Raw genomic sequence first — 22,528 nt, forward strand, 5'->3', positions numbered from 1 at the left:
ATCAGCAAGTTTTTTAGCATAACAATGACCTGAAAAAATCTTATATGAATACGCAAGAAATCACAATTGCAGGGGGAAGCAAAAGCCCGTTGAAGGTAAAACGCTTCGGATATGGCACCATGCGGCTTACAGGCGAAGGCATCTGGGGTGAGCCTGCAAATCGCCATGAAGCATTGCAGATATTACAACGATGCATTCAAAGCGGCATCAATTTTATAGATACTGCCGACTATTATGGAGAAGATGTAACCAATCGTTTGATAGCAGAAGCATTATATCCGTATCCCGCCGGACTGGTAATATGCACCAAAGTCGGTGGGGCAAGAAAGCCTGATAAAAGCTGGGTGCCGTTTAATCGTCCGGAAGATTTACGCAGCAGCATAGAAAACAATTTGCGTACGCTGAAATTAGACCAGATATCCCTCGTTCATTTCAGGGTTTTAGCAGGCAGCGATGTGCCTTTTAAAGAATCGATGCAGGCCATGTTTGACATGCAGAAAGAAGGGAAAATATTGCATGTGGGCGTAAGTAATGTTGGTCCTGATGAATTGAAAACAGCCATGGCTATGGGGAACATTGCCACCGTAGAAAATATGTACGGCCATGCACAACGAAGTTCCGTAAGCCTTGCCCACGGGGGCGAAACGAGGGGCGGGGAGGAAGTGCTTGCCATTTGTGAGCAAAACGAAATACCATTGGTACCCTACTTCTCCTTATTCCAGTCAATGCCGAAGAAGGATAACAGGATACCGGCGATCGCAAAAAAATATAACGCCACAGACGCTCAGATAAATCTGGCATGGCTGCTGCACCGTTCCCCCTGGATATTGCCCATACCTGGCACTTCATCATTAAAACATTTTGAGGAGAATTTAAAAGCAACTGAAATAGAATTGAGCGAAGAAGATATGATGTTCCTTGAATAAAGGGTAATTGCTTTTATACAAAAATAAATAGACATGCAACCACTCCGCATTAAAACCATCAGCGAATTTCACCGGCTCAGAGGATTGTCCAAACCGGAACATCCGTTAATCAGCGTGATAAATGTTGCAGACATAAAACGCGGAAACGATGGTGAGCCGACAAATTTCGTGTTTGATTTTTATTCCATTTCATTGAAAAGAAATTGTAGTAGCAAATTCAAATATGGGCAGCAGCAGTATGATTTTGATGAAGGTACGATGTTCTTCATATCGCCCAATCAGATTTTCGGAGTTGAACATGACAAAGGTCAAACAGCTAAACAATCTGGTTGGATGCTGCTCATCCATCCCGATTTTCTTTGGAATACGTCTTTAGCCAAGAAAATAAAACAATACGAATATTTCGATTACTCGGTACATGAAGCTTTGTTTCTTTCAGAGAAAGAAGAAACAATCATTGCCAATGTGATGCAAAACATTCAGCAGGAATATCATTCCAATATTGATAAATTCAGTCAAAGCGTGATCATCGCGCAGCTCGAATTATTACTTACCTATTCGGAAAGATTTTACCAACGCCAGTTTATTACACGCAAAATATCCAATCATCAAATCCTGAACCGTTTGGAAGAGATGCTCAACGAATATTTCAAGAGCGACGATTTAATAAAAAAAGGATTACCCACTGTTCAATACATTGCTGAAACGTTAAACGTATCGCCCAATTACTTAAGTGGGTTACTGAAAGTGTTGACAGGACAAAGCACACAGCAACATATACACGATATACTGATTAAAAAGGCCAAAGAAAAATTATCCACTACCAATTTATCCGTAAGTGAAATCGCCTACGAGTTGGGCTTTGAACATCCGCAATCCTTTAGCAAATTGTTCAAGGCAAAAACCAATTTTTCGCCGTTGGCATTCAGACAATCATTTAATTAATTGAATAACCAGGCAGCTACGATATTTACCTATAAATGTTGGATGATATCGATAACTATTACCTGGTCTCCGGTATGCCTTTAGCTTCTCAGGTGCCAGGCTTTAGGCTTCGTAAAAGCACGTAACCCCTGATGTGATAACGTAGCGCCAAAACCTGAATGTTTTCTGCCACTCCAGGGAACGCCGGCACTCACCCTGTCGCAACAATTCCAGTAGCCGGTGCCTGCATCTATCTGCGAAAGGATTTGCTGTGCCCTGTCCATATTATCAGAATAAACCGCAGCAGTCAAGCCGTAGGAGGTATCCTGCATGAAGTGGATAGCGGCTGCATCATCCTTCACTTTCATAATACCTATGATGGGGCCAAAGCTTTCTTCCTGCATCACTTTCATTTCATTCGTCACATTGATGAGGATCGTTGGTTCAAAATAGTAGCCCTTGCCTGATCCACGTTTGCCACCCTGTAATAAGGTAGCTCCTTTTTCCAATGCTTCCCTGACCTGCTCTTCCAACACCCTGATCTGATCTTTTCTTGTCAATGCACCGAAATAGACGCCTTCTTCAGTAGGTGCGCCTGCTTTCCAGGATTGTACCTCTTTTACAAAAGCGGTAACATATTCATCGTACACTTTCTCCTGTACATAAATGCGCTCTACGGCGCAACAGCTTTGCCCGTTATTATAAAAGGCGCCATCGGCCGTTCCGGCTGCTACGGCTGCTACATCTTTTACATCATCGGTTACATAAAGCGGGTCTTTACCGCCCAACTCCAGCTGGCAGGGAACCATTTTGGCCGCTACTTTTTCATAAATATGCTTTCCTGTTTTATAAGAGCCGGTAAAGAAGTATCCGTCGAAATGCATATCCAGCAAGTGTTCACCGGTTTCTTTTGCACCAACGGCTACGATAAAAACATCATCGGGTACGCCTGCTTTCTTTAATAATTTTTCTATTTCCAACCCGGTTAAGGTGGCATATTCGGACGGTTTGTACATCACTGCATTACCGGCAATTAATGCCGGAATAAAAACATTGACACCCACCAGGTAAGGATAATTCCAGGCAGAAATATTGCAGATGACTCCCAGCGGATCGTAAGAGATTTTTTCTTTTAATGCAGGCGTATCGGTGACCCATTCGTCTGCCAGGTATTTTTCTGCATGCGCGAGCATCCAGCTGATCCTTGTCCGGGCGCCGTTGATTTCATTGCGCGCCTGTTGTAAAGGCTTGCCTGTTTCAGCGGTTAGCACGGCTGCCAGTTGCTCCTTCTCCGCCTCCAGCAGGTCGTGGAACTTTTGAATGACCGTTAAACGTGCTGCCAGTGTTTTCTTTGCCCAGTCTTGTTGCGCGGCTTTCAGCAGCGTATATTTTTTATCCAGCGATAGCTGGTCGTCTTCTTTTATATTGGTGATAATAGCTTCGGTAGCAGGATTAATTATGTTCATCTTTTATGATTTCTTACTTCATTAATAAATTGCTCTTTTATTTTTTGTGAGAGCGGATTTACTTCTTTCTCTTTCATCCTTTCAGGATGCCATTGTACACATAGCATAAAACCTTTGCCGGTTTTATCTTTAAATTCTACCCCTTCTATAATAGCGTCATCGGTGTCAGAGGAGGCGCTGACCATAAGGTTCTTACCAAGGTTAGCAGGATTGATGCTCTGATGATGTGCGCTGTTTACCAGGCCATGCTCCTGGCCGGTGATCTGATGAAGCAAGGTGTCTTTTTGAATATTCACACCATGTACTTTATCTTCTTCACCTTTTTTATGGACTTTGTTGGCTGCTTCACCGATATCTTCAAAAACTTTTCCCCCTTCCAGGATATTGATATATTGTAATCCCCTGCAGATACCGAGAACGGGTATACGTTGTTGTTGTGAATACGCATAAATCTGTTGCTCGAATGCATCCCTTTCAGGCAAAAAGGTAGCTGGTTTGTATGGGTAGTCTTTCTTTCCATTGTATAGTTCAGGGTCTACATCTATCCCTCCGGTTAAAACAAATCCTTCGCAGGTTTCGATGTCCGCTGTATTATTTTTTTTAAATGAAAGTTCCACTAACTCGATATCTTCTCCCAGATCCTGGGGCGTGAACCAGTTTTCGTAATTTTTGAAGTTGGCTTCTGTATAACTGATCCCTATCTTCTTTTTCATCAGTTTGTTATTTAAAGGTATTTACAGTGCTTTCAGGTACAACTGTTTGAAATCTTCTCTCGATACAGGTTTGGGATTGTTAGGATGTGCAAAATCGGCGATGGCCAGATCTGCCAGTGTTTCAATATGCTCGGGTTTTACACCAATATCCCGTAGATGATGCGGAATATTTACTTTGGTATTCAGATCGAACAAATATTTTACGACGGCATCACCTGTTTCATCTTTCAGGTCCAATGTTCTGGCAATGCGGCGGAATTTGTCTTCAAAGCCGGCGATATTGAATTGCATACCATACGGGATATTCACTGCATTGGCCAGCCCGTGATGCGTATCCAGCAAAGAAGATAGGGGATGCGCCAATGAATGCACTACGCCCAAACCTTTCTGAAAAGCAATGGCACCCATCATGGAAGCCATCAGCATTTTACTCCTGCTTTCAAGGTCAGGGCGATTGGTCGCTTTTTCCAGTGCGTCTTTAATCAGTGATATACCTTCCAGTGCAATACCATCGCACAAGGGGTGCGGATTTTTTGCCAGGAATGCTTCCATATTATGTGTAAGCGCATCCATGCCGGTAGCCGCTGTAATAAACGGGGGCAGGTCCATGGTAAGCACGGGATCTGCAAACACGATCTTCGCCATTAATTTGGGGGAGAAGAGGATCTTTTTCTGATGCGTTTCATCATCCGCTATAATGGCGCTTCTGCCTACTTCACTGCCCGTACCGGAAGTGGTGGGCACCGTGATAAAATGAGGCACATCATTCGTTACATAAATATCACCACCAATCAGGTCATCATATTTGAAGAGGTCTTCCCGGTGATTTACACGCAGTACAACCGACCTGGCTACATCTAAAGCGGCTCCGCCGCCAATGCCGATAATGCTATCCCTGGTGGTGTGATCCCACATGTCCGTTCCTTTGTACACATCACTTTTTACGGGGTTCTTATGAATATCGCTGAATACCTCTACGGCTATGTTATGGGCCTGCAGGTCGCTGACAATTGACTTAAAAAAAGGGAGGGCGGCTATCGTGGGATCCGTAACGATCATAGGCCGTGATAATCCGTTCTTTTGAAGATAAGCAGGCAATTCTTTGATGGCGCCTGCACCGAAACGAATGGTGGTCGGAAAATTATACTGGTATACTTTATCGAATGTCATATGTTGCTGCTTAAATGATTTCAAAATATCTTTTAAGTTCCCAATCGGTTACTGCTTTAGCGTACTGTTTCCATTCCCACTCCCTGGTTAAGGTAAAATGTTCCACAAATTCCGCCCCGAATAATTCTTTGGCAATGGCAGACTGTTTCATCTGTTGGGTTGCTTCATGAAGATTCTGTGGCAGGATACCATTTGAAACATCTTTGTAACCATTACCGGTCGTGGCGGTCTTTTCCAGTTTTAAGTTGTTTTTAACGCCATACATACCGGCAGCCAGGCAGGCCGCCAAAGCCAGGTAGGGATTGGTATCTGATCCTACTACTCTTGTTTCCAGGCGCGTCGCTTTTTTATTACCGGGTAAGGCTCTGAGGGCAACGGTTCTGTTATCAATTCCCCAGGTCAGGGTAGTAGGCGCCCAGGCTCCTTCCACCAGCCGTTTGTAGCTGTTGATAGTAGGGGCAATCATGGGTAAAATATGCGGCAGGCAATGGAGTTGTCCGGCGATGTAGCTTTTCATGAGCGCGCTCATCTTATGCGGATCTGTTTCATCGTAAAACAGGTTCTGCCCGGCATCTTTATCCCATAAACTTTGATGTACATGTCCACTGCAACCCGGAAGGCTTTCATGGATCTTTGCCATGAAAGTAGCCATGATACCATGTTTATAAGCTATCTCTTTCACAGCTGTTTTAAACAGCACCGCCTGGTCGGCAGCTAACAGCACGGGCGCATATTTAATAGCCGCTTCGTATACACCGGGACCGGTTTCTGTATGCAGTCCTTCTACCGGTACATCAAATTTAACCAGCAGATCAAACAGGTCGCTCATGTAATCACCCTTCAGTGTACTGCGTAGAATAGAATAGCCAAACATGCCCGGTGATAGCGGGGTAAGCTGATGAAAGTTTTTCTGGTGAATACTTTCCGGCGTTTCTGCAAAGTTGAACCATTCAAATTCCTGTGAGAAAAAGGGTTGGAAACCACTTTGTGTTGTATCCGACAATACTTTGCGCAATAGTTGCCGCGGACAGGTATAGGCCGGTTTATCCTGTTCATCTATAAAATCTCCGAGGAAAAAAGGGACATCATTTTCCCAGGGGATTTTGCGGAAAGTGCTGAGATCAATTTTTATGAGGGCATCGGGATAACCGGTATGCCAGCCGGTATATTTCACATTGTCGTACACCACATCTCCCATATCCCAACCAAAGGTTACATCACAGAAAGCTAACCGGCCTTCGATAGCGGAGGCGAATTTTTCGGCTGCAATATATTTACCTCTGAGCACGCCATCAATATCAGTGACGGCTATTTTTACTTTGCCGGATGGATGTTGCTTTACATATGCCAGGACTTCCTGTGTTGTCATTTGTCCGATTTTTTAAAAGTTCTGTATAACAAAAAGGTGACAGCCAATATTGAGAAATAGATCAACCCCAGTTTAGGATTGAAAATAAACATAGCAATGATGGATATAGTGGCAATGACCAATGCGATGATGGGGAAGACGGGATACATGGCCACCCGGAAGGGGCGTGGCAGATCAGGTTCGCGTTTCCGCAGGATCATAATAGAGATCATGGCAATAATATACAGGGTGAGCGCGCCAAAAACAGAAAGGACAATGATCTCCGACGTTTTGCCGGACAAGAGGGCGAGAATACCGATCACCATATTTCCTATCAGTGCATTGGCTGGTGTATGAAACCGGGGAGAAATTTTACCGAGGAAGGAAGGGATATTATGTACCCGTCCCATCTCGTAAGTGGAGCGCCCGGCAGCCAGGATGAGTCCATGAAAGGAAGCCACCAGGCCAAATAAGCCCACCGTGATCAATAAATGATACATGGGATGGTTGCTGCCTGTTATCTTTGCCAGCGCCAGCGGCAGGGGAGAATCAGAAGTTTCTCCGCCAAGGCCATTCTTATATACGATGGCCTCCCAGCCGGCAATACCGGTGGCAGAAATAAAGATCAGGACACATAATACAGCGAGGGTGAGTATAGCCCATCCAAAGCCTTTACTGATATCCCGTTGTGGATTTTTAGTTTCTTCGGCTACGTTGGCAATGCCTTCGATACCCAGGAAAAACCAGATGGCAAAGGGGATTGCTGCGAAAGCGCCACCCCAGCCATTGGGGAGGGCATTGTGTGTAAGATTGGCCACCTCAAATTTTGGGAGGGCCAGCCCGGAAAACAGCAGCAATTCGCCCACGGCGAAAATGGTGATGACCACTTCAAATGAAGCCGCTGCTTTAACGCCATAAACGTTCAACGCCGTAAATACAAAATAAATGGCGACGGCGCTTGTAAGAATAGGCACCTGTGGAAAGAATGCATTGAAGTAAGCACCGATCGCGAATGCAATGGCCGGAGGGGCCAGTATAAACTCCACGATCTGGGCAATGCCGGCAATAAAGCCGAAATCTTTCCCCATTGCTTTGTTGGCGTAGTCAAATACTCCTCCGGCTTTAGGAATGGCACAGGCCAGCTCCGCATAGCTGAAGGTGAAGGTGACGTACATCACCATAATGACAAGTGTGGCTATAGCCATACCTCCGGTTCCTCCTTTCTCGAGGCCGAGGTTCCAACCGAAATACATTCCTGAAATAACGTATCCAACGCCAAGTCCCCACAGCATGAAGGGAGTCAATGTTTTCTTTAAGCCCTTGGTTTGTGTCATTTGAAAGATCTATGTGTTTCGTAATATAATATAAAATGAAATAATATTATAATAATCAGATAAAGGCATCTGGTACTTTTTTTGTTCTCTTCTGGCCTGTCTGTTGCTTATAATGAAATGGTGGGTAAGCATTCCCGGTCAGCAGGCTATTTAGTGCTACCCACGTCTATGAACAAATCAAATTCGTAGAAAAATGACAACAAACGGGAAGGATGCTAACAGGCAAAAAAAAGGAATAAGACAATTCCTTAAAAAATTAGGGCCGGGGCTCATTACAGGCGCCAGCGATGATGATCCTTCAGGGATCACCACTTATTCGCAGGCGGGAGCACAGTTTGGCTTTGCCACGTTGTGGACGGCCATCATCACTTTTCCGTTGATGGCAGCTATCCAGGAGATGTGTGCCCGGATAGGCGCCGTTACTTCAAAAGGGCTGACGGGTACTCTCCGGCAACACTATCCCCGTTGGATCTTATGGGTGATGATCATCGCCAGCTTCCCGGCTATTATTTTAAATATCGGCGCGGATATCGCCGGGATGGGCGCTGTTTCCAACCTGATCTTTCCTGCTGTTCCTGCCTATATTTTCACCATCACCTTTACGATATTGATTACTGTATGCATGGTTTTCTTTTCCTATCAGCAGATAGCCGGCATACTCAAATACATTTGCGTGGTATTACTGGTTTACATGATCGTTCCTTTTCTCACGCAAACAGACTGGTTAAAAGTGATAAAGGCCATCTTTCTGCCCGATATCAGATTTTCAAAAGATTATATAGAGATGCTGGTGGCCATCCTGGGAACTACGATCTCTCCTTATCTTTTTTTCTGGCAAGCTACCATGGAAGCGGAAGAACTAAAGCATAACGTCCCGAAAATTATGGTAGATAAACATTTGTTATCTGATGTAAAAGAAGATGTCACCAGTGGTATGTTTTTTTCAAACCTGGTGATGATGTTTATTATGATGACCTGTGGTAATGTACTCTTCAGCCATGGACAACACAAGATAGAAACCGTAGCGCAGGCGGCAAGTGCTTTAAAGCCGGTAGCGGGCGAATTTTCCTATCTGCTGTTTGCTTTTGGGGTGATAGGAACAGGAATGCTGGCGATACCGGTATTGTGTGGCTCTTTATCTTACATGTTTGCAGAAACATTTAATTGGAAGAAGGGGCTGGATAAAAAATTTTATCAGGCAAAACCATTCTATGGCATTATAGTCGTTTCATTAGGTATCGGGCTGGCTATCAACTATGTGGGCGTAAGCCCGGTACAGGGGCTGTTTTACACCGCACTGCTGTACGGACTTACCGCGCCGTTAATGATCCTTGTGATCTTACACATCAGCAATAATAAAAGTATCATGGGGCAGTATGTAAACAAGCGTTGGTCTAATATTTTAGGGTGGACTTCATTCTTACTGATGACGACCGCTGCTGTCTTCTTCCTGTATCTGCAGTTTACTTCCTGATTATTCAGACAGATAAAAAAATCCCGTTACAAAATATATTTTGTAACGGGATCGTGTGCAGATAAGTAAAGCAGATTAACTATGTTTTCTTACATATTTAGTGAGAATAACAATTACCTGTCCTTCTATTTTACCTTCAATCTGCGCAGTATTATCTTCTACCAACCGGATGTTCTTTACAACAGTACCCAGTTTTGCATTCAGGGTACTACCTTTTACGTCCAGGGATTTTATTAAAACTACGGTGTCGCCACCTTGCAACACAGCGCCATTACAATCTTTATGAAGATCAACCGTGGCGTCATTATCATGATCACCGGTAGCTTTAGCCCAGGCTAATGCTTCATCATTAAGATAGATCATATCCAGGCTGTCCATGGCCCAGCTTTCATGTTTTAAACGATGGAGCATGCGCCAGGAAACTACCTGTATACCGGGTACTTCGCTCCACATGGTGTCTGATAAACCGCGCCAGTGATCACTGTCCAGTTCCGCTTTTTTTTCAATCTGTGCCTGGCATTTATCACAGATCAGGATACAATTATCCTGATCACTGCTATCCTGGGGAGGTACTTCATAGATCTTTAAAGTATCGCCGGACTGGCATAATTCGCATTTACCATCACTCCTTTGCCGTAGTAGTTCGTCCAATTTCATAATATCCTTTATAAAAAAATGTTCGTGAAGGTACTACTTTTTACCGGCATAGCACAGGGATGACAAAGGCAGGAGCTGTTTTTCCTGTATTGTTGTGTAATGAAATACATAGGAACGGGACATTAAAAATCAAGGAAATTCCATTTACCCCGATAAGCGCGGGACCGCATTATATTTGCGTATTCATCATCAAAGCGTTCCTTTTTCGGATCCCATTGTAATGGCCGTTGTAGTTCGTAGGCAATATTCACTGCGTTACAAACCGTTGCGGTACGATGACCGATTTCCACATCAGCAATAGGACGGGAACGCTGCTTGATAGCATTGAGCCAATCCTGTTGGTGGTTCTCGCTATGATATAGTTTTTTATCGGAAGACTTCAGTTGCAGGGTAGCCAGGGAGGCGGGATCAGATCTCAGAAAGGAGCGGCTCACTTCAATTTTACCTTCCGTACCGATGAACTGTATGGCGTTGTTTTCTCCCCAGTTGGTATGATTTACAGGTATGCCATTGGCATATATAAACTTAAGACCCGTTATGGCCGGCACTTCCGGCGGAATGAACTTTACGGGCCCGGAGTTGTCCATACCGAGCGCCCATTGTACAATATCAAACATATGCGCTCCCCAATCAGTAATTAATCCGCCACCAAATTCGCGGTATCCTCTCCACCATGCCCAGCTGTTTTCTTCAATGGGTGGCGCTAGTACCGGGTTGTAGCCGCGGTAAAGGGAAGGACCGATCCACGTATTCCAGTCGAGGTATTCCGGCGTAGGAAGGGTAGGGAGGTCGCACTGTTTAGTGGGTTCTCCTACGGATACATTTACTTCGGTAATACGGCCGATGTATCCATTGGCTACCAGTTCGCTGGCATGCCGGAAATTATGGGTAGAACGTTGCATGCTGCCGGTTTGCAATACCCGTTTGTATTTGCGGGTAGCGTCTACCATGGCCCGGCCTTCTGCGATGGTTAGTGCCAGTGGTTTCTCACAATAAATATCTTTTCCTGCTTTGGCTGCATCAATAGCCATTTGTGCATGCCAGTGATCGGGGCTGGCTATTACAACTGCATCAATATCTTTCCGCTCCAGCAGTTCCCGGTAACTGCCGTACCCTTTTACTTCCGTGTTTACTTTGCTTTCATTGGCTTTGGTGGCCAGTCCGAGAAAGCGGGCCAGTTTTTTGGTATCTACATCACTGGCAGCTAATGCGAGGGTTTCCGGACAGGCATTCATGGATTTGAGCAGCCCAAGGCTTTGTTTTCCGGTACCGATAAATCCCAGTGTGATGCGGTCGCTGGGAGCTGTGTATCCCTTTCCGCCAAGTACATGACGGGGAACAATCGCTATACCTGCAGCTGCTGTCAGAGTTTGGGTGATAAAAGTTCGTCTCTTCATGATGATTACCTTGATTTTTAGGTTTGGTAATTAAGATACATCACGATTTTGGGTTTTTACAGCAGATTCTTATCTAACCAAAATAGCCGGGGAGATTTCAGCACGATTATTATTTAATCAACGGGGTAAACGGTGACCACCGGTGCGGCGCCCCAGGCGGCAATATCAGGGGCTGTTAACAGGTTGAAGCGGGGACCTGTTCCGCCCAGCTCTCCACAATGTTTACTAAATACTACTTCCGCAATTTTATGATGCCTGATCACATAAGAACAAAGGATGCAGGGTTCTACATTTGAATAGAGCGTAGCTCCTGCACAGTTGTCATGACGTTGAAGCGCGTCCATTATTGCCAGTACTTCCGCATGCCGCGTTATATCTTTCAGTTGTTTACTTTTCTCAAAGGCTTCGCCCAGCACCATACCATCTTTTACAATGATACTGCCTACCGGGCTTTCCCCTGCTGCTGCGGCCATGGCTGCCAGTTCAAGACAGCGTTGCATGTATGGATGATGTTTGTCCATATCTGAAATTTTCCTGTTTATATTGGATCAGGTGTGGCATTAGTTTCCTGCCAGCGTATAAATATATGCAAAACAATAACGGTTGGCACAATGACTGCAGCAGTTATCAATAATCTATCATGTGGGTGTGTTGCAGATTAAAAAGATGTGCAGAACGGAAAGCCCTGCGAGTGCCCCCCGATAACTAATTTATCAAGCTGCATCCGCAGGGGCTGGTACCTAGAATGGCGGAATAAGGTACGATCATCCGGTAGGGGGAACAATGGGATCTGCATTACAATGGATAAACAATAAACAATGGATAAACGATTATTTTAATTTAATCGGCACAAAGATATCATGATCCCTTTTTTCAGGATAGTACAAATGCGACATAATTCAAGAAAGGTTAAACAATTAACCGGTGGAGGCGCATGGTGCCCATCAGTTCTTCTTCATGAATAAAAGAAGGTGTCATGCCGGCAAACTCTTTAAAGTCCCGGATAAAGTGCATCTGGTCATAGTAGCCGCTATTGTAGGCGATTTCTGTCCAGGTTAATTGGGGATTTAATTCTTTGAGGCGGTAAGCTTTTCCGAAACGGATCAACCGGGCGTAGAGCTTTGGCGGCATACCCACTCTTTCCCTGCATCTGCGCTCAAATTGCCGCACGCTGATACAGGAAATCGCTGCTATTTTATCTATAGAAATATTACCTCCTTGTCTTATCAGTTCTTCCATAGCAAAATCAATTGGTAAAGCCGATTTCAGCGTAGGCACTTTTTTAAGCAGATAAGATTCAATCACCGTTACCATCCCTTTCCAGTTAGCGCATGCTTTCAACCGTTCTGTTATTTCATTGATCTCATTGCCTAATAACAGGCTGGTATCAAAGTCCTGTTCATACATTTCTGACAGGGGAATATTCAACAGGCGGAATAACCCGCCGGGTCTGAACGCAATACATACAGCAAGGTGTTTTACGCCCATGTTCAGGGTCACCGGCTGCTCCTGTGGCCCTATGGTTACGCAGGCTGACCTGGTGATAAAGTCATCATTCTCTGGTTTCAGTACCTGAATCGGATCTTCCAGGTAGAAAATAATATACCGCTGATAAGTAGGCACGAACCTATATACATTGGAAAGCGCACCGGATGCTGTAAAGTCAGCACTATAAATGCCGATGTAGCTTACAAATTCCTGTAATGCCGGGTGTGGTGTATATGTTTCTGTTCTCAATATAGGCTCGGGTTCGATATTTATTTATACCAGTTTTTTTATTCCAGGTGGTTGATGCAATTGAAAAGCTCGCAATACCAGCTGTTATCAGTGAATTGCAGTCTTGTTATAGAGGTGTTTTTCATCGCGGATGCAGGCGGCATCTCAGGGAGTAACTGCGCCAGCATTTGTTTGATAAAACTACCATGACTTACCAGCAGAATGTGTTTGCCATTATGCGCTGCTACCAGGTCCTCTATAAAGGCCATGCCACGGGTAACCACGTCGTTGTTGGTTTCCATGCCCAGGTCCAGGTGTTTCCAGTTATCTCCCCATTTGTGTACACGCTCTTCTTCTGTGGTCCCTTCTATTAATCCGCCGCCGGCTTCTCCCAGGCGGTTATCTTCCATTACTTCATGAATACCCAGCTCCTGTCCGATGATAGCCGCGGTTTGCCGGGCACGCAGGAGATGGCTGGAGTACAGCAGATCCCAATGCTCACCACTGAGACGCAATCCCAGCTTCTGTGCCTGTAAAATGCCCTCTTCATCCAACGGGATGTCTGAGTGGCCCTGAAGGCGGCCAGCCTTATTCCAGGAGGTAGTACCATGACGGACAATAGCTATTCGGGTTATCATATTGATCTTTTTATCATTCCGGGTGGCAAATATATATAATCAACGGTAGCGATTATAAAAACTGCCTGTCTCCGGGGCTAAAATTGACGAAAGCATGCGGTAAATCCAACACTTTAACTGTAATTTATATATTAGTTAACAAGGCGTTGACTATTAATTTAATCATTTTAAAATTTACTTTCTATGACAACGATTATTTCTTCCGTTCCAGGATTGAAGTACCCTTTTCCCGACCTCAAAAACGAACACGCTGACCGGATTGAAGCAGCAACAAAAACCTGGTTACAAAATGACTATGGTAGTTTGCCATATGATTTTCAAACCAAACAAAAGAAGTATAAATACTGGGAAACCAATGTCGGGCACATGGGCGCCCGCATGTATCCGGTGGCAGGGTACACACAACTGATCCCCATTGCGCGTTTCCTGTTATGGGGTTTGTCAAACGACGACTATTATGAAGATTGCACTATGAGCCAGTTGCAGGCGCTGAGAGAGCGTGCAGTAGCCATTCTGAAAGGCTATCCCTTGCAAGCGGATGATAACGAACTATTTCACCAGTTACACAAACAGCGTAATGAAATGATGGCTTTAATGCCTGCGTGGTGGATGGCCCGTTATACCCTGAGCATTGACCGCGGTTTTGAAGGGATGCAGCTGGAAGCCCCTTACAAAGCTACCCTGCAATATCCTTCTGTTGCCGACTATATGGCTATCCGGGAGAAGGCGGTACTGGTTTATCCATTGATTGATCTCGTGGAATTGCAGATCGGTACGGCGTTGCCGGATGATATTTTTTATCATCCGCATATACAGCGCATTAATGCGTTGGTATGCCGTATCCTGGCGTGGTGCAACGATTATTTCAGTGTACGCAAGGAGCGGGGTAAGGATGTTATGAACCTGATCCTGGTCATTGAAAATGAAGAGAAGCTATCATTGGAGGATGCTTACAGGAAGGCTATCGCCATACACGACCAGGATGTAGCGGAATTTATCAGGCTGAGAGATAATCTGCCGGCTGATTTCGGAAACTTCAAACCGGCAGTGGATCGTTTTATTCATCACCTCGGGCTGCTTATTTCCGGGCATAAATCGTGGTATGAAAAAGATACGTTAAGGTATAAAGTGAAGCATAGCAACTAATGTTCTACAACCGGGTGGGTGCTTAAATGTTTTTTTAGCAGTGCCCTTACTTCAACAAAAGCGATCGGTTTTGGAATTAATTCATCAGCGCCTGCCCGGATCATTGTTTGTGCATCATCATTAAATCCATCTGCTGTAACGGCTATAATCAGCGTCTTGACAAATTGGGGATCTTTTCTGAGGGTATAAATAGTTTCATCTCCATCCATTAAAGGCATGTGGGCATCTACAAAAATAATATCCGGAATAAATGATGCTGCAACAGACAATCCTTCAATACCATTGTCAGCCACTGCTGTTGTTGCTCCCATTCCTTTCAGCAGGTTTGTCAGGATCTTTTGCGACATAGGATTATCTTCAATCACCAGTGCTTTGTATCCCTGCAGGTCCGGTTTCATTTCTTCTGTCGGGATAGCCGGTAGCACACCCGCCATCAACGGCAGTGATACCTGGAACAGCGTGCCGTTTCCAAGAGAGCTCCTGACCCTGATCTCACCACCTAATAAGCCGGCCAGCTGCCTGGTAATATATAAGCCCAGGCCGGTACTTTCAATATTCCGGTTTTCTGTTTTGACAAAAGGCTCAAAAATGGTTTTCAGGTTTTCTTCCCGGATACCGTCTCCTGCATCTTTTACAGACAACAGCCATCTTTGGTGAAACCGCGTTGCTTTTACCTCAATGACGGTATTGTTGTTGGTAAATTTGATCGCGTTGGATAAAAGATTATGCAGGATCTGTTTTAACTTTATTTCATCTCCTATAATAGCGTCGGGAAGTTCAGGGTCTATTTCCACCTGGATACTTACCTCTTTGGAAAATGCTACATATTTATGCATACTCACCACGCCGTTCAGCCAGGACCTCAGTTCAAAGGAGGATGCGCGCAGGTTATGCAGTTTCCCCTTTTCAATTTCTGCCAGATCCAGTACATTATTAATAATAGCCTTGGCATCATGACAAGCATCGATGAGATCGGATACATAGCCATTGAGTTGTACCAGTTCGGGGTATTTTGAGGCATCTTCCTTCATCAGTTGTGCAATGCCATAGATCCCGTTGAGTGGGGTACGGATCTCGTGGCTTACCTGTTTCACAAAAATGGATTTCGACTGATCGGATTTTTCCAGTTTCTCCTGGTATTCAATATTTTTCTGATCATAAAAATTAATCACTTCCAGTATCAGGGTCAGGATGCCGGTCATAGCCAGCCACCGGAACAAAAAGCTTACATTTCTTGAAGTGGGTATATAGTGGACGAAATCGTAGTAAAAATTAACTTCTGTCAATATCACCATCACGATCGACATGAACAGGTATATTCTTCTCTCCAGTTTGTTTTTGGTGATGAGAAAAGAAGCCATGATAAGGAAGATAATCAGCAACTGGATTTCTACTACGGGTCCCATAAGGATCCCGAAATAAGTAGCGCACAAACATTGCAGACAGTACATACTGATCTTGGCGGTTCTTATTTTACCTGCGCGGTTAATAAAAACAATGCTGCAAAAGGCCAGGAATTCCAGTATCACCGGAATCGTGATGTAAACAGATTCTAATAGATAAATAAAGATAGTGCCTATCAGCAGCACTAAAGCAGCTGTAGTTAAACAGAGACAATTGACCACAATAACACCCTTCCGCTCTTCCTCAGTGGTAGCATAGCTGGTCCCTGTTTTGATGAGCCGTGAAAGAAAGCCTGATTGAAAAATAGAGCGTACAAATTTCATTGTAAAATACAGAGGGTTGTCATATAAACAATAGCATTGAAAAGGACGGGTCGGGCGGGTTTCAGGCGCCAGCCAGCTTTAGGATAGATTTGAACCTGGATGAAAAAGTAACAATTGTAATAGTGTAATAGGTGTCGCTTTCGCTGATATAATGCCGGTTTTCATTTAAATGATCATCGAGGTTTATGCCGAATCTGATATGTATACCTGCCTTATCCGGATAGGGGATGAGGTTCCTTCCAAAGTTAATTTATTTCCGGAGAAAGAAAAATAATCATTATTCTTTTAAGACGATAATAGTGCCCCGAATAAAATAGCAGGTGTTTTCCTGGCTACGTTTTTGTGCAGGATTAAATCCTTATATTAGTTAAACCAAAAAAAAGCATGTTATGTTATCCTTGGAAAAAATAAGCGAACTATTGGGAAAAGAAAGTGAGACCCTTTTACAACATGAGAGCAAGACAATTTCCAGGGACCTGCTGCACCTGCCGGGACCTGATACCATTAATAAAATATACCAGCCCAGCAGCCGTAATCCGCAGGTATTGCGGAGCCTGGGACAGCTGTTTAATAATGGCCGTCTTGCCGGTACCGGGTATATGTCGGTACTCCCGGTAGATCAGGGCGTAGAACATAGTGCAGGCGCATCTTTCGCAAAAAATCCGGCTTACTTTGATCCGGAAAACATTGTGAAACTGGCGATAGCAGGCGGCTGTAATGCAGTGGCTTCCACCTTTGGCGTACTGGCGGCGGTATCACGCAGTTATGCGCATCGTATTCCGTTTATTGTCAAGATCAATCATAATGAATTACTCACCTTTCCCAATAAGGCCGATCAGGTGATGTACGGCACTGTGCAGGAAGCCTGGAATATGGGTGCGGCTGCGGTAGGGGCTACCATCTATTTTGGTTCGGAGCAGGCAGACCGGCAGCTGGTGGAAGTGTCCCAGGCTTTTGAGCTGGCCCATGAACTGGGTATGGCCACCATTCTGTGGTGTTATCTCCGCAACGATGCCTTTAAAAAAGATGTGGACTATCATGTTTCCGCTGATCTAACAGGGCAGGCGAATCATCTGGGTGTCACCATTCAGGCAGACATTATTAAACAGAAGCTACCGGAAGTAAATGGTGGCTATAAAGCATTGAACACAGGCAACTCCACTTACGGCAAACTGGATGAGCGCATTTATACAGAGCTTACTTCAGACAACCCGATTGACCTCTGTCGTTACCAGGTGGCCAACTGCTATATGGGGCGTATGGGATTGATCAATTCCGGCGGCGCCTCCGCAGGCGCAGCAGACCTGGCAGACGCTGTACGTTCTGCCGTTATCAATAAAAGGGCTGGTGGTGCCGGCCTTATCTCAGGCCGCAAAGCATTTCAACGGCCGATGGCGGAAGGTGTGGCTTTGTTGAATGCTATACAGGATGTGTATTTAAATGAAGGGATTACGATAGCATAGTGCCCCCTCCCTGCCTCCCCCGGCGGGGGAGGTGAGTTACCTCATAAAAAAAGCCGGTTATCTTATTAAGATAACCGGCTTTTTTATAATGATAATGAGATGTTACTTATTCCCTGATCTGTCCATTTCCATATACAAACCATTTTTCGGTCACCAGTTTTTCCAGCGCGAAAGGTCCCCTGGCGTGTAGTTTTTGGGTAGAGATGCCAATTTCTGCGCCCAGTCCGAATACGCCGCCATCGGTAAAACGGGTGGAGGCATTCACGTATACGGCTGCTGCGTCTACTTCCTGGAGGAATTGCTCACTCACCGCCGGGTTGCTGGAAATGATGGCTTCCGAATGACGGGAAGAATGTTCGCGGATATGTGCCAGTGCCGCCTGTGTGTCAGGCACTACTTTGATAGAACATTTTAGCGATAGGAACTCTTTGCCGAAATCTTCCGGTTGCGCCGCAAAGAGGTGTGGATAATGAGTGGATGCCAGTAACGGATAGGCTAACGGGTCCGCATATACGTCTACTGCATAGGCTGCCAGCATAGGCGCCAGCAGGTCAATAAAACGGGCTGCTACGGCCTGGTCTACCAGTACCGTGTCCAGTGCATTGCATACAGAAGGACGGGATACTTTGGCGTTGGTGACGATGGCTGCTGCCTGTTGCAGATCGGCCGTTTTCTCCACATAAGTATGGCATACCCCGGCGCCGGTTTCGATAACCGGTACCCTGGAGTTTTCCCGTACGTATTCTATCAGTTGTTGTGAACCACGGGGAATGATGATATCTATATATTTTACTGCTGCCAGCATATCGGCCACCAGGGCGCGGTCTGTAGGTAGGAGCTGTACGGCGTTTTTATCAGCATCAAAATCCGTTAATACCTGCTGGATCAGTGATACGAGGTAAGTATTGGAATGAAAAGCATCGGTGCCGCCACGCAGCACGCAAACATTACCGGAACGGATACAGAGGGCTGCTACATCTACGGTTACGTTGGGGCGCGACTCATAGATCACGCCTACCACGCCCAGTGGTACGGTTTTCTTTTGTACCAGCAGGCCGTTGTCCAGATGTTTTTCCAGCACCAGCTCATTGGCCGGATCGGGTAAACCGGCGATTTCCAGTACACTCTCCGCCAAACTACGTAGGCGCGCATCCGTTAGCAGGAGGCGATCCTTTTTCGGATCTTCATCCGGCATCCGGTCAAGATCTTTTTTATTTTCAATAATAATGTAGGGTATGTGCGCGATCACAGATTGGGCCAGCTGCCGCAGGAGCGCCTGTTTCTGTACATCCGGCAGGGTGCGGATGGATACGGTTGCCTGCTTTGCCTTTTCCAGTAAGGGTTGAATCGTTTGCATGTCAGTTCGCTTTTATAGCAACACTATGTCATCGGCATGTGCCACTTCTGTATTCTGTGCTTTATGATTTGTTTCCAGTACTTCGGAAGATATTTTTGCACGGCCTACGGCAACGGCTATATTATCTTCATTCACTATCTCTATTACTTCTCCTTCTTCAAATTTTTCCAGTACTGCCTGTACGCCTACTGCCAGCAGGCTATGTCGTTTTTCCAGTGCCAGCTGTGCACCGGCATCTATCTGTATCCTGCCGGTAACCAGGCTGCCGCTGGCCAGCCACTTTTTACGTGCCGGCATGCTGCAGGGCTGCGGTAAGCACAAGGTACCGGTTTTCCCTGCTATCGCATTGAGAATCCCGTTATCTGTACGGATACCAAATATAACTACTTTGATACCCATGCGGGTAGCCAGCCGCGCAAAGGTAAGCTTGGATATCATGCCACCCAGGCCCAGACTGGATTTCTCTTTGTCTGCCAGGGCAAGCGCCGTTTGATCTATGATATCTATCTGTGGTACTACCTGTCCCGACTTATCAAGTACGCCGGCTACAGAGGTGCTGAACAGCAGCAGGGAAGCCCCGAAGCCTACAGCTATCAATGTGGCCAGTTCATCGTTATCAGAGAATTTCAACTCCAGGCTGCTCACCACATCATTTTCGTTGGCGATGGGAATAATATTGCTGGCCCATAATTCTTCATAAGTGCGCTTCAGCTGTAAAAACTGATCCCTGCTGGAAAAATGCTGCCGCTCACAAAGACTTTGCGCCACCTGGATACTATAAGGGGCAAAGTAGCGGCTGTATTTATTCAGCAGCAAAGGATTGCCGATGGCAGCAGCGGCTTTTCGCTCACTGATGCTGCCATTGTAGTGCTGCAGGTATTGTTTGCCTGCAGCTACTGCACCGGAAGATACAAGCACAATATGATAGTTTGCGTGTAACTCCGCCACCTGCCTGGCTATGCCGGCTATTACCGTCTCGTCCAGGTCGCCGTTTGTATGCGTAATAGATGCCGTTCCGAATTTTATTACTATAATAGGTTTACTCAATGCTTGTCGATTTGAAAGCTAAAATTAATACTCCGGCGGCAGAAATTCCTGAAATTCGGAATTTTCTGATTTTTTGATCTCCTGGTTTTGTTTGAAACTCAACGGGTTCCATCAAACAAAATCCCGAAATCTCCAAATTCGTAAATTCCAAAATTCCCTTATTTGTTGTACGAACTTTCTATATCCGTGATGTCCATTCTATGCAGCGCATTACCATCGAAGAGTAAAGCTTCCCACCTGTATTTTTCATCATTCAGATTAATAACGGTGGTACTGCCATTATTCAAACGGAAACTAATGATTCCATCCGTTACATCCACAATTTTTACACCTTTGCTTTCCAGGAAAACACGGGAATCAGTTAAATAATTCTGGTTATCATCCGCGATGGTATAAAATGCTTCCTCCCCATTTTCTTTTTTTATTTTTTCCAGTTTGGTGGAATCAGGTGAATAAAAAATGGCACATGGTTCTGTGATTTGTAAGGTGTTTGCATCCGTTGCTGATGCAGGGTTTGGCGCTGGTGCATCCAGGGTAGTGGGTGCGCTTTCGGTTTTGTTTTCAACAGGTGCGTTACTTTCCTGGCAGCCAGCAAAAATAAAAAATAGTACAGGTAATAATCGGTGCTTTTTCATAAAGTACATGGGCAATAGTTTGTTTGCATATTTTATTTTATTGTATAGTGGTGGACCAACCATGCAATCCCGTAAAGATAAAGAAAAAAATTGCAGGTACAACTGATCATGCGGTGGGTATCATACACTGTTTATTCCGTTTGTTTCAGCTGTACAAATGCATATGATAACGGTAACGTATATACGTACTTAACCAATCCGTAAATAAACCATTGGAAATCTGTGGTTTTCTGTTGACCGGAACGGATAAAATCAGCCGCGATATAAGGAATGGGGGAGATAAAAACCAGGGAAGAACCCGGTTGAAAAAAATTCATCGAAAAATTTCGATGTTTCAGAAAAAGTATTACTTTTGTTCCATGGATGTGGGAATTATAGAAAAAGCAGCAAACGCCATAGCCGATAAGCATCGATTATCTATCATCATGGAAGTAGCCCATAAGGGCAAGATCGTGTGTGGGGATGTTTGTTGTCTCTGTTCTTTGTCACAACCTACGGTTTCTCATCATGTAAAGATCCTGGTTGATAGCGGCGTATTGAACTCCGTGAAAAGTGGAAGGATTGTGGAATTGACATTGAACAAAGAGATGATGAAACAGTTATCGATGTTCTTTTTGAAACTAAGCTGAAATGCAGCCCTGGTGGCGGTAAGCGGCTTTTTTTATCTGCTAATACATCGATACTTTTAAATAAATAGATGGATAGAGGATTTTTTCTCTATTTTTTTTCTCCTTATTACATCGATACTTTTAAATACATCGATTATATAATATGGATCAGCGCAAGAACAGCATAGTTGTTATCACGGGCGTTAACAGCAGTACAGGATATGCAGCAAGGCAGTTTTTTTGGTAAGAAGGATAAAAGTAGGAATGACAGTCGTAATCCGGGTGCAGTACAACGGGCTGTACACGCACCCCGATTTCCGGCGGAAGGTTTTACAGCAAACCAATCCGGCCTGGACGACACACAGCAGTTGTTTAAGTAGGTGCATAGCCGTTATAGCCGGCTAATAGTTTAAAGAGAAAATGACGGCCAGCATTCCGCCTGGTAACACGGGAACAACATCAGAAATGGCCATACTGATGTCCTTTTCTGCCTTTAGTCAGGCGGGTTATAACAGGCGGAGTATATAAATAAATGGCGGATGGATAGTGCATCCGGCGATTGGTTAACAGGTTGGTAAGATCGGTCCGCCATTTAATTTAACACCGACATAAACGTATCGTGTTTTTTGATTTACAGTAAGTTGCCATTGTATGCGAATCCCATTTTTTTGCTTGCCGGGTGCCGGGTTATACCGGTGTCCGGCAGCAAATATTTAAACGGAACAGAAAATAAATTTTACTGTTCCGTTTTTGTTTGTAAATTCGTTAACCAAATGGTTAAA

At 44.9% G+C, this 22,528-nt stretch carries 21 protein-coding genes; 6 read left to right on the forward strand and 15 right to left on the reverse strand.

Annotated features, from left to right (window positions below; translation table 11 throughout):
* Window positions 1-44: 44 nt before the first annotated feature.
* Both ABQ275_RS05870 and ABQ275_RS05875 read left to right on the forward strand, forming a co-directional pair.
* Window positions 45-926, forward strand: coding sequence for an aldo/keto reductase (locus ABQ275_RS05870; protein WP_349317340.1), 882 nt, complete (start codon window positions 45-47; stop codon window positions 924-926).
* A gap of 33 nt (window positions 927-959) precedes the next feature.
* Window positions 960-1,871: an AraC family transcriptional regulator gene (locus ABQ275_RS05875; RefSeq protein WP_349317341.1), complete on the forward strand. Its 912-nt coding sequence runs from the start codon at window positions 960-962 to the stop codon at window positions 1,869-1,871.
* Window positions 1,872-1,951: 80 nt separating this feature from the next.
* Here the strand turns inward: ABQ275_RS05875 and ABQ275_RS05880 are convergent, their stop codons facing one another.
* The 5 genes from ABQ275_RS05880 to eat are packed head-to-tail and all read right to left on the reverse strand — an operon-like array spanning window position 1,952 to window position 7,881.
* Window positions 1,952-3,316, reverse strand: coding sequence for an aldehyde dehydrogenase family protein (locus ABQ275_RS05880; RefSeq protein ID WP_349317342.1), 1,365 nt, complete (start codon window positions 3,314-3,316; stop codon window positions 1,952-1,954).
* Complete coding sequence (locus tag ABQ275_RS05885; protein WP_349317343.1) at window positions 3,313-4,029, reverse strand: gamma-glutamyl-gamma-aminobutyrate hydrolase family protein; 717 nt, start codon at window positions 4,027-4,029, stop codon at window positions 3,313-3,315. Before ABQ275_RS05885 ends, ABQ275_RS05880 begins: the two co-directional genes overlap by 4 nt.
* A 21-nt stretch (window positions 4,030-4,050) precedes the next feature.
* Window positions 4,051-5,199: an iron-containing alcohol dehydrogenase gene (locus ABQ275_RS05890; RefSeq protein ID WP_349317344.1), complete on the reverse strand. Its 1,149-nt coding sequence runs from the start codon at window positions 5,197-5,199 to the stop codon at window positions 4,051-4,053.
* Between the two features lie 10 nt (window positions 5,200-5,209).
* Window positions 5,210-6,568, reverse strand: a complete 1,359-nt coding sequence (locus ABQ275_RS05895) for a glutamine synthetase family protein (protein WP_349317345.1) — start codon at window positions 6,566-6,568, stop codon at window positions 5,210-5,212.
* Window positions 6,565-7,881: an ethanolamine permease gene (gene eat, locus ABQ275_RS05900; protein ID WP_349317346.1), complete on the reverse strand. Its 1,317-nt coding sequence runs from the start codon at window positions 7,879-7,881 to the stop codon at window positions 6,565-6,567. The genes ABQ275_RS05895 and eat overlap by 4 nt, the downstream gene beginning before the upstream one ends.
* A 193-nt stretch (window positions 7,882-8,074) precedes the next feature.
* Here eat and ABQ275_RS05905 point away from each other — a divergent pair, with 193 nt between their 5' ends.
* On the forward strand, window positions 8,075-9,355 hold the full coding sequence (locus ABQ275_RS05905; protein ID WP_349317347.1) for a divalent metal cation transporter: 1,281 nt from the start codon (window positions 8,075-8,077) through the stop codon (window positions 9,353-9,355).
* Between the two features lie 75 nt (window positions 9,356-9,430).
* Here ABQ275_RS05905 and ABQ275_RS05910 read toward each other — a convergent pair whose 3' ends face one another.
* The 5 genes from ABQ275_RS05910 to ABQ275_RS05930 all read right to left on the reverse strand — a co-directional run bounded on the left by ABQ275_RS05910 (window position 9,431) and on the right by ABQ275_RS05930 (window position 13,763).
* Entirely contained in the window at window positions 9,431-10,012 is a 582-nt protein-coding gene (locus tag ABQ275_RS05910) for a PhnA domain-containing protein (protein ID WP_349317348.1), read from the reverse strand.
* Between the two features lie 122 nt (window positions 10,013-10,134).
* Window positions 10,135-11,409 (reverse strand): Gfo/Idh/MocA family oxidoreductase, encoded by a 1,275-nt coding sequence (locus ABQ275_RS05915; RefSeq protein WP_349317349.1) that lies wholly within the window; start codon window positions 11,407-11,409, stop codon window positions 10,135-10,137.
* Between the two features lie 113 nt (window positions 11,410-11,522).
* Window positions 11,523-11,930, reverse strand: a complete 408-nt coding sequence (locus tag ABQ275_RS05920; protein ID WP_349317350.1) for a deaminase — start codon at window positions 11,928-11,930, stop codon at window positions 11,523-11,525.
* Window positions 11,931-12,318: 388 nt separating this feature from the next.
* Window positions 12,319-13,146: a helix-turn-helix domain-containing protein gene (locus ABQ275_RS05925; RefSeq protein WP_349317351.1), complete on the reverse strand. Its 828-nt coding sequence runs from the start codon at window positions 13,144-13,146 to the stop codon at window positions 12,319-12,321.
* Window positions 13,147-13,184: 38 nt separating this feature from the next.
* Window positions 13,185-13,763: a histidine phosphatase family protein gene (locus tag ABQ275_RS05930; protein WP_349317352.1), complete on the reverse strand. Its 579-nt coding sequence runs from the start codon at window positions 13,761-13,763 to the stop codon at window positions 13,185-13,187.
* A gap of 183 nt (window positions 13,764-13,946) precedes the next feature.
* On the opposite strand from ABQ275_RS05930, the gene ABQ275_RS05935 reads away from it, so the two are divergent.
* Entirely contained in the window at window positions 13,947-14,909 is a 963-nt protein-coding gene (locus ABQ275_RS05935) for a terpene synthase family protein (RefSeq protein WP_349317353.1), read from the forward strand.
* Here ABQ275_RS05935 and ABQ275_RS05940 read toward each other — a convergent pair.
* Complete coding sequence (locus ABQ275_RS05940) at window positions 14,906-16,636, reverse strand: ATP-binding protein (RefSeq protein ID WP_349317354.1); 1,731 nt, start codon at window positions 16,634-16,636, stop codon at window positions 14,906-14,908. The genes ABQ275_RS05935 and ABQ275_RS05940 overlap by 4 nt on opposite strands.
* Before the next feature lie 389 nt (window positions 16,637-17,025).
* Here ABQ275_RS05940 and ABQ275_RS05945 point away from each other — a divergent pair, with 389 nt between their 5' ends.
* A complete protein-coding gene (locus ABQ275_RS05945; RefSeq protein ID WP_349317355.1) occupies window positions 17,026-18,099 on the forward strand; it encodes a class I fructose-bisphosphate aldolase in 1,074 nt (357 codons plus the stop codon).
* A 106-nt stretch (window positions 18,100-18,205) separates the two neighbouring features.
* Here ABQ275_RS05945 and ABQ275_RS05950 read toward each other — a convergent pair whose 3' ends face one another.
* From ABQ275_RS05950 to ABQ275_RS05965, 4 genes are all read right to left on the reverse strand, one after another.
* Window positions 18,206-19,456 (reverse strand): glutamate-5-semialdehyde dehydrogenase, encoded by a 1,251-nt coding sequence (locus tag ABQ275_RS05950; protein ID WP_349317356.1) that lies wholly within the window; start codon window positions 19,454-19,456, stop codon window positions 18,206-18,208.
* A gap of 12 nt (window positions 19,457-19,468) precedes the next feature.
* The gene (proB, locus tag ABQ275_RS05955; protein WP_349317357.1) at window positions 19,469-20,503 is read right to left on the reverse strand and encodes a glutamate 5-kinase; all 1,035 of its coding nucleotides are present in this window, start codon (window positions 20,501-20,503) and stop codon (window positions 19,469-19,471) included.
* A 158-nt stretch (window positions 20,504-20,661) separates the two neighbouring features.
* Window positions 20,662-21,138, reverse strand: coding sequence for a hypothetical protein (locus ABQ275_RS05960; protein ID WP_349317358.1), 477 nt, complete (start codon window positions 21,136-21,138; stop codon window positions 20,662-20,664).
* 131 nt (window positions 21,139-21,269) lie between these two features.
* Window positions 21,270-21,455, reverse strand: a complete 186-nt coding sequence (locus ABQ275_RS05965; RefSeq protein ID WP_349317359.1) for a hypothetical protein — start codon at window positions 21,453-21,455, stop codon at window positions 21,270-21,272.
* A gap of 42 nt (window positions 21,456-21,497) precedes the next feature.
* Between ABQ275_RS05965 and ABQ275_RS05970 the strand changes: the two genes are divergently transcribed.
* On the forward strand, window positions 21,498-21,767 hold the full coding sequence (locus tag ABQ275_RS05970) for a helix-turn-helix domain-containing protein (RefSeq protein ID WP_349317360.1): 270 nt from the start codon (window positions 21,498-21,500) through the stop codon (window positions 21,765-21,767).
* Window positions 21,768-22,528 lie beyond the last annotated feature (761 nt).

Origin of the sequence: Chitinophaga sp. MM2321 (genome assembly GCF_964033635.1) — a bacterium.
Taxonomy (GTDB): domain Bacteria; phylum Bacteroidota; class Bacteroidia; order Chitinophagales; family Chitinophagaceae; genus Chitinophaga.